Source organism: Promicromonospora kroppenstedtii (genome assembly GCF_044389675.1).
Lineage (GTDB): Bacteria > Actinomycetota > Actinomycetes > Actinomycetales > Cellulomonadaceae > Promicromonospora > Promicromonospora kroppenstedtii.
In genome coordinates this window covers 25,683-32,578 of record NZ_JBIRYI010000025.1, presented here as the reverse complement: position 1 = coordinate 32,578, position 6,896 = coordinate 25,683, and the positions used below count along the sequence as shown (strand labels likewise).

At 71.3% G+C, this 6,896-nt stretch carries 4 protein-coding genes; 1 reads left to right on the top strand and 3 read right to left on the bottom strand.

The genetic code is table 11. The annotated features are described in order from the left end of the window. Nucleotides 1–130: 130 nt before the first annotated feature. The 3 genes from manA to ACH47X_RS26170 form a co-directional block, all read right to left on the bottom strand. Nucleotides 131–1,381, bottom strand: a complete 1,251-nt coding sequence (gene manA, locus ACH47X_RS26180; RefSeq protein ID WP_397408273.1) for a mannose-6-phosphate isomerase, class I — start codon at nt 1,379–1,381, stop codon at nt 131–133. Between the two features lie 108 nt (nt 1,382–1,489). Continuing rightward, on the bottom strand, nt 1,490–2,590 hold the full coding sequence (locus ACH47X_RS26175; RefSeq protein ID WP_397408271.1) for a hypothetical protein: 1,101 nt from the start codon (nt 2,588–2,590) through the stop codon (nt 1,490–1,492). 158 nt (nt 2,591–2,748) lie between these two features. Further along, nucleotides 2,749–3,084, bottom strand: a complete 336-nt coding sequence (locus ACH47X_RS26170; protein ID WP_397408269.1) for a LysR family transcriptional regulator — start codon at nt 3,082–3,084, stop codon at nt 2,749–2,751. A gap of 354 nt (nt 3,085–3,438) precedes the next feature. On the opposite strand from ACH47X_RS26170, the gene ACH47X_RS26165 reads away from it, so the two are divergent. Beyond that, the gene (locus ACH47X_RS26165; protein ID WP_397408267.1) at nt 3,439–6,837 is read left to right on the top strand and encodes an ALF repeat-containing protein; all 3,399 of its coding nucleotides are present in this window, start codon (nt 3,439–3,441) and stop codon (nt 6,835–6,837) included. Nucleotides 6,838–6,896 lie beyond the last annotated feature (59 nt).

The following is a 6,896-nucleotide window of genomic DNA, read 5'->3' as shown; positions in this document are numbered from 1 at the left end:
CCGGGGGGGGGGGCGGCCACATTTGGCGGCGGCGGCCTTCTGGTGGGGGGGGGCCCCCCCGGGGGGCCCCACCACCTGACATTCTGCCGACCACCCTGATCGCGGGGGCGGCAAGTCCCGCGCCGGCAGCTCAGGGGACCCAGGCGCAGGCGGCGTGGCCCGCGCCCGTCAGCTCCAGGTTGCCGGCGTCGTGCGGGACGAAGACCGACTCGCCCTGGGCCAGGTGCTGCGGCCCGTCCTCGGAGCGGTCCGCCGTGAGCGTCAGCTCGCCGTCGAGGCACAGCAGGATGCGCGGTCCCGTGGCCGGCAGCGCCACGGGCTCGGCCGGGTCGACGTCGGCGGTCGTGAGCGCGAACTCCGTGACCGGCACGCGGTAGGTGCGCACCTGGCCGCGGCTGCCCGCCGTCGTCACCTCGGGGGCGGCAGGCTGCTGAGGGGCGAAGACGGTGCAGGCGACGAGGTTCTCCTCGTCCACCAGCTTGGTCGTCAGGCCCGCCCGGAGCACGTTGTCGGAGCTCGCCATGATCTCGATGCCCACGCCGGACAGGTAGGCGTGCACCACGCCCGCGGGCGTGAACGCCGCCTCGCCCGGCTCGAGCGAGAACCGGTTGAGCATGAGGGACGCGATGGCGCCCGGGTCGCCGGGGTGCTGCTCGGCCAGCTCGATCACCGTGCGATCGGCCCGCTCGAACGGGGAGCCGGCCGCCAGGCGGGCCCGCACCGAGTCGAGGGTGGCGGCGATGTCGGCCGAGCAGGCCTCGTCGGCGCGCGCGGACAGCAGGTGGTTGAACGCCTCCCGCATGCCGTCGTGACCGCGGTCGTGCAGCAGGGCCGCGCGGACCGCCTCGACCATGTCGCCCGCCAGCCCGTCCAGCACGTCCAGGATGGTGCGCGGCGTGCGGAAGCCCGCCAGTCCCTCGAACTGCGTGAGCGCGACGATCATCTCGGGCTTGTGCTGGTCGTCCTTGAACGACCGCTTGGCCGACGTCAGCGGCATCCCGGCCTTGTTCTCCCGCGTGAAGCCCTCGCGCGCCTGCCGCGGCGAGGGGTGCACCTGGAGCGACAGCGCCTTGCGCGCGGCCAGCACCTTGAGCAGGTAGGGCAGGCGCGGGCCGAACTGCTCCGCGACCCGGTGGCCGAGCGTCTGCACGGGCGCCTCGCGCACCAGCCGGTCCAGGGCGACGTCGTCGGCGTCGCCCTCGCGGGTGATGCGGCTGACGGACGGCGCGCTGGTGTGCGCGCCGAGCCACATCTCCGCCTGGGGTCCGCCGTCGGGCTCGGTGCGGAGCAGGTCGGGGATCGCGTCGACGGATCCCCAGTCGTACCGCTGGATCGTGTTGGTCAGCGGCAGGGGCGCGTGGAACTGGGCGACAGCGAGCACGGCGCCAGGATAACCGTACGAAACATCCGGTTCCTGGACGCCGTGCGGCGGGCGGGTGCGGGTACCGGGCAGGGGACCTGGACAGGCGTCGGTGGATGGCGCGGTCGACTACACGACCATGCGAGGGCTGGCGACCTCGATGCCCGCGAACTCGGCCGCGGCCGTCAGTGCCCGCGTCGGTGGGCACTTCACCGGAACGTGGGTTCCGTCGGCGAGGACCAGCCAGTACCACGGAGTGCGACCGCCCAGGACACCGGGGTGGACGCCGCTGATCAGCCCGGTGACGACGAGGTCGCGTCGGCGTTCCGCCGGGTCGGACGGCGTCAGGCTGACGTGTTGATCGTCGTAGGAGAGTGCCAGGGTCCACCGCCCAGGCGGAATGACGGTGCCTCCCGTGACGGGTGGCTGGGACGGCAGGACGCGCAGCGGGACGATCAGTGGTTCCTCGTCGGGAGCACGCGGGCCGGTGGTCTCGATCGGCGTGCTCGTCCGTCCCGTGCCCGAGGCGGCTGCCTCCGACAGCATCGATTCGCCGATCCACCGCTGACGGTCGCGGGTCTCCGTCAGCGCCATGCGATGAGCGAAGCGCATCCGCCGCACGTAGCGGTACCACGCGCCGGCGACGGTCGGCAGGAGCACGACGGACACCAGCAGCAGGGGCGTCCCGCCCGCGTCCCGCAGGCCCGCCGACAGCACCACGAGGACTACCAGACCGAGAAGCAGGACGCTGTAGAGCCAGCCGCGGAGCTCTTCCCGGCCGCGGACACGATAGGTGTGGCCGTACGAGCCGTACACCGAGGGCACGAACGGGCGCTCGGCGACCGGAAACTGCCGGACGGCCCGGAAGGGGTGCACCGACTCGGGATCCGTGTCGGGGTCTCGCTCCGCGCCGGGTGCGACCTGTTCCGCGGGGAGGGCGAGCACGGCCTCGTCATGGATCGCCAGCGACCATGCTTTCCGCAGCTCCCAGGCGCGCGTCCACCGACGGCGATACCAGGCCCATGTGCCCCAGCTCACGACCAGCAGGGCCACCCCGGACAGCACGGCAGCCATGGACGGACGATCGACCGGGAGCCCGAGCGACGCGGCGAGGAATGCCGCGCCCGGGAGAGCGCCCACCAGCTGGACCAGGGTCAGGGCACCGCCGGCCGCCAGCCGCGCCAGGCCGAGGTCCACCTGTTCCGCGCGTCCGAGGTGTGTCGAGGCCATGGTGTACCAGTCCGCGAAAGTCGGGGGGAGCGGTACGTCCCGAGGGTGCGGGGGCAGCCCCCGCGAGGTGGGCCCAGCTGGGACGACACCCCAGAACGTCTGCCGCTCGCCGGTACGGTGCGGCCGCATCCAGGCGGGTGTCCCGTGCACATAGCCCATCAGCCAACCCTGACCGAGGCATCGGGCGAGCGGCTTCCCGCCCGCCCGACTGCCAGAGGTGAAGGGGTCAGGGAGGCGATCTCGGCGTGGACCTCGAAGAGGGTGTCAACGAGCCCGAGGACCTGCGTACCCAGGGGCGTGACCAATGTGTCCCGCCCGGTGAAGACGATCAGGTCGTCCGCGAACACGGTCCGGAGCCTGGCCAGATGCTTGTCGATCGATGTGCTGGAGATCCCAAGGTCGGCGGCAGCCGCGGTGATGCCCCCTGTGCGTTCGATGGCTTGCAGTGCACGCCGGTTGGACGTGGTGAAGCCAGGTGCCGCCGTAGTGCCCATGAGTCCCCCCGGAAACGTTGATACGACAAACAGGACCGTAGTTGGGCAAACCTTTGAAAAGGAGTGCGAGGACGAAAAAGCCCGGGTGAAACGGACAACCACCCGGGTGAAAGTCGGGGACCCCCTCAAGGTTGGTGCGACAGACCGGGGGTTGGTACCAACCTCCGGACGGTGTCGGTCGCCCGTACAGGTCTTTACGCTCACGGCTGTGATCAGTCCTCGTGTGATCCCCGTGGCGTCAGTGATCACCCACCAGCCCGCCCGTCCGGGTGTCCTCCGACGCGGCGATCTGCCGAGCCGGGTGTTCCCCACGTCTTGAGTTCCGGACGATCCTTCGCCTGAGAGGACAGCACCATGTCATCGAATTCACGCTTCATCCTGAGCAGGCGTCAAGCGCTGACTGTCTTCGCTGGAGTCGCGGCACTCGGGACCCTGCCGACGTGCACGCCCCTGGGCGCCCGGTCGGCGTTCGGGCTGGAGGCTGATGTGCCGGCGGACTCAGATCTGCCGAACACCGAGCGTGGGCAGACGGTATGGGCGTACAAGACCGGGGGCAAGGCGGTTCGTCTGGCCGCGGCCACTGCCCTCGCTGGTACCGCGTCCGATGTCACCGCCTTCCTCAACGAGGTCCTCCCGGCTGCCCGGGAGGAGGACAACAGGGTCGCGCTTGTCGCGACGTTGGCGTTCGTTGGGTCCGCTGCCCGGGATGCGACCGTGGCCGCCCTCTCCGGTGGCTCCGCGGCGATCGATGCCTTCCTCGAGAGTGGCTACGAGACTGCCGTGCTGGAAGACCTGAGGGTCGCGGTGACGGTGGTGCTGAACAACGGCGGACCTGCCGTCGAGCGCGCTGGGACCGCGGCACTGGCGGACGGGAGTCGCGCTGCCCTGCAGGCATTCATCGACGAGGGGCAGACGATCGCCCGACAGGAGGACGATCGGGTCCAGGCAGTGACGATCCTGTCGTCCGCCTCACCTCAGGTCCGCACCTACGGCGAGAGAGCTCTGAGCGACGGCAGCCCCGGTGCGATCCGCTGGTTCCTCGACACGGGCCAGTACATCGCCCGTGCCCGGGACGAGGAGTCGGCGACGATCGAGCAGCTGGTGAACATCGTCGAGGACGAGGGACGTCGCGCTGCCCTGAAGACCGAGCAGGCGGTCGCGTTGTCGGAACAGGCGGTGACAGCCGCAGAGAAGGCCAAGGCAGCCGCTCTCGAGGCGCGGGCCGAGGCGCAGGCAGCGTCGGACGACGTGGACAGGTCTGCGCGGGCAGCCAACAAGGCGGCGCAGGCAGCTCGCGGCGCCGCGGCCGCCGCTTCGACGGCGGTGACGGCGTCGCACACGGCGCAGGTGGCCTCCCGCAGGGCAGCTGCTGCCGCCCAGTCAGCGGCGTCGGCATCCGCATCGGCCGGCAGTGCCGCCGCGCGCGCGTACCGGGCTGCCATCGCAGCTTCCGACGACGCCTCGAAGGCGTCCGCCGCACGAAATGCCGCCGAGACGGCTAGGAATGCTGCGGGGCGTGCGCGTACCGCGGCGACCGCAGCCAACCACGCCGCGACGGCAGCCAGTCAGGCAGGGGCGGCGAGTGCCGCTGCGGCCGGAGCTGCCACGCACGCTGCCGAGGCTGCCGCAGCGTCTGCAGCGGCTGCGGAGGCGGCGGGGGTCGCGCAGTCGGAGGCGGCGGAGGCGCGTGCGGCGGCCGCGGAGGCATCCGCAGCTGCGGCGCAGGCCACGCGTGCGGCGAACCGGGCACAATCGCTGGCGAACCAGGCCGCGTCCGCCGCGAGGATTGCCCGCGACGCGGCCAACAGCGCTGCGGATCATGCGGACAACGCCGCCGACGCCGCAGATGAGGCGGCCGACCACGCGGGCGAGGCAGTCGACTTCGCGAACCGGTCGACACAGGCCGCTGCGGCCGCGGTGCAGGCCGCCGAAGCAGCGGCGGAGGCCGTCGCCGAGGCACGGGCGGTGGAGTCCGCCGCCCGGGAAGCAGAAGATGCCCGGCTGGCCGATGACGAGGGCACCGCCACCGTCGCGGCTCAGGCCACTGCGCTTCTGGAGGCTGAGCGCACCGCAGAGGTCCTCGCCGTGCAGACGCAGGAGGCCCAACTCGACGACGAGGTCAAGTCCCTGATCAGTGTGGCGGAGGAGGCGCTCGCGAACGGCGACATGTCGCAAGCGGTCGCGTCGGGTAGAAGCGCCGCAACACGGTTGCTCGACGCGCGGGGTCCCTGGACCCGGAGCTCGGCGGAGTTCGCCCTCGCTGGTGCTGACGAGGACGTCGTGAACTGGCTCGACGCGGATCGCGGCATCGCGCAGGACCAGGATGATCGCGAGACGGTGCTGTTCGCCGCACAGATCTCCGTGTCGGACGTCGCACAGGCAGCGGCCGACGCCCTGGGCAGCACGGTCGCAGGGGCCGCGCGGAACTTCATCGAGACCGGCGCCGTCGAAGCCGCCGCGGAATCGAACCGGGTCGCGATCGTCCAGGTCCTCGCGGAGGACCCTGGCCCCGCAGTCCGAGCCGCCGCGGTCGCGGCTCTGCAGACCGGCACGGCGTCGGCGCTGCACGCCTTCCTGAAGGTCGGGCTCGTGGAGGCCGTCAAGGAGGACGACCGAGTCAAGGCCGTGCAGATCCTCGAGACTGGGGGACCGTACACGCAGGCTGCGGCGCGCATCGTTCTCCAGGGTTCGAGCACCATGCGGCGCTCGTTCGTCACCCGGTGGCAGTTCGATGCGGCGCAGATCGACCACGACCGTGCGACGCACGTCAGCGCCATCAGAGCCGCCATCGCCCAGGCTTCGAGCGTTTCAGCCAAGGCGTGGGAGGACGCGGCACGCGCCTCCGAGGCGGCCGCTCTGGCGCGGGGTGCCGCTACGGATGCAACTCGATGGGCGTCCCGGGCGACCGGTTACGCGGCCGACGCCGCCGGGCTGGCCGAGGAGGCCAGAGAGAATGCCGATCTCGCGGACCAGTCGGCAGCCGATGCCGCGCAGTCGGCAGCGACGGCCCGGCAAGCCGCGGCGGTGGCCCGGTCGGCACAGCGGTCGGCGAACTTTTCGGCCCGGGAGGCGACAGTCGCCGCGAACGAGGCCGTCAACTACTCGGCCAGCGCGCAGGCTTCGGCGTCCAGCGCCCAGGCCGCTGCCTACCAGGCCGGAGCTGACGCCGCGGCCGCGTCCGTCGCAGCGAGTCAGGCACGCCAGATTGCTACCGAGATCGCTCACCAGGAGGCGGCTGCGCGAGCACGTGAGGCCGCGGAGAGGGCTCGTCAGCACGAGTCGGCCGGCACCCACCCGGCCGACTCCGACCCGACGCTGTCTGGCGACGTCCAGTACGCGGGCGTATGCCTGCCGCCGCAGGAGTACTGGGAGGACCGCAACGATCGTGAGTGGATCAAGTGGCTCGACATCACGAGCGACGTGACCGGTCTGATCGCCATGGGGTGCGCCATCGCGGCCCCCTTCACCGGAGGTGCGACCGCCACTGTCGGGACCATTCTGGGCCTCGTCTCCACGGGTACGGCGATCTGGTCCACAGCCCTGAACTACAAGGTGTACGGAGCTGAGAGCAAGCAGTACCAGACGTCCCTCGGTACGACCATCATGGGCCTAGTTTTCCTCGGTGCAGGGAAGGGCGCCGAAAGGGCCCTCAAGCAAATTCCTGGTGGTCTGACCTTGGCGGACGAGGTCGGGCTGGCGGCGCACGACTACATCACGGGGGCGCTCGGCTTCTTCGTCGGGCTGAACACCTGAGGGGCGGATCGAAGGACCGGTCCAGCTGATCGTTGATGGTTCCACCTGAGAAGAGAGAG

Coding starts and splice junctions, on each gene's coding strand:
- ACH47X_RS26175 (WP_397408271.1), bottom strand. CDS start 2,590: ATGGCCTCGACACACCTCGGACGCGCGGAACAGGTGGACCTCGGCCTG.
- ACH47X_RS26170 (WP_397408269.1), bottom strand. CDS start 3,084: ATGGGCACTACGGCGGCACCTGGCTTCACCACGTCCAACCGGCGTGCA.
- ACH47X_RS26165 (WP_397408267.1), top strand. CDS start 3,439: ATGTCATCGAATTCACGCTTCATCCTGAGCAGGCGTCAAGCGCTGACT.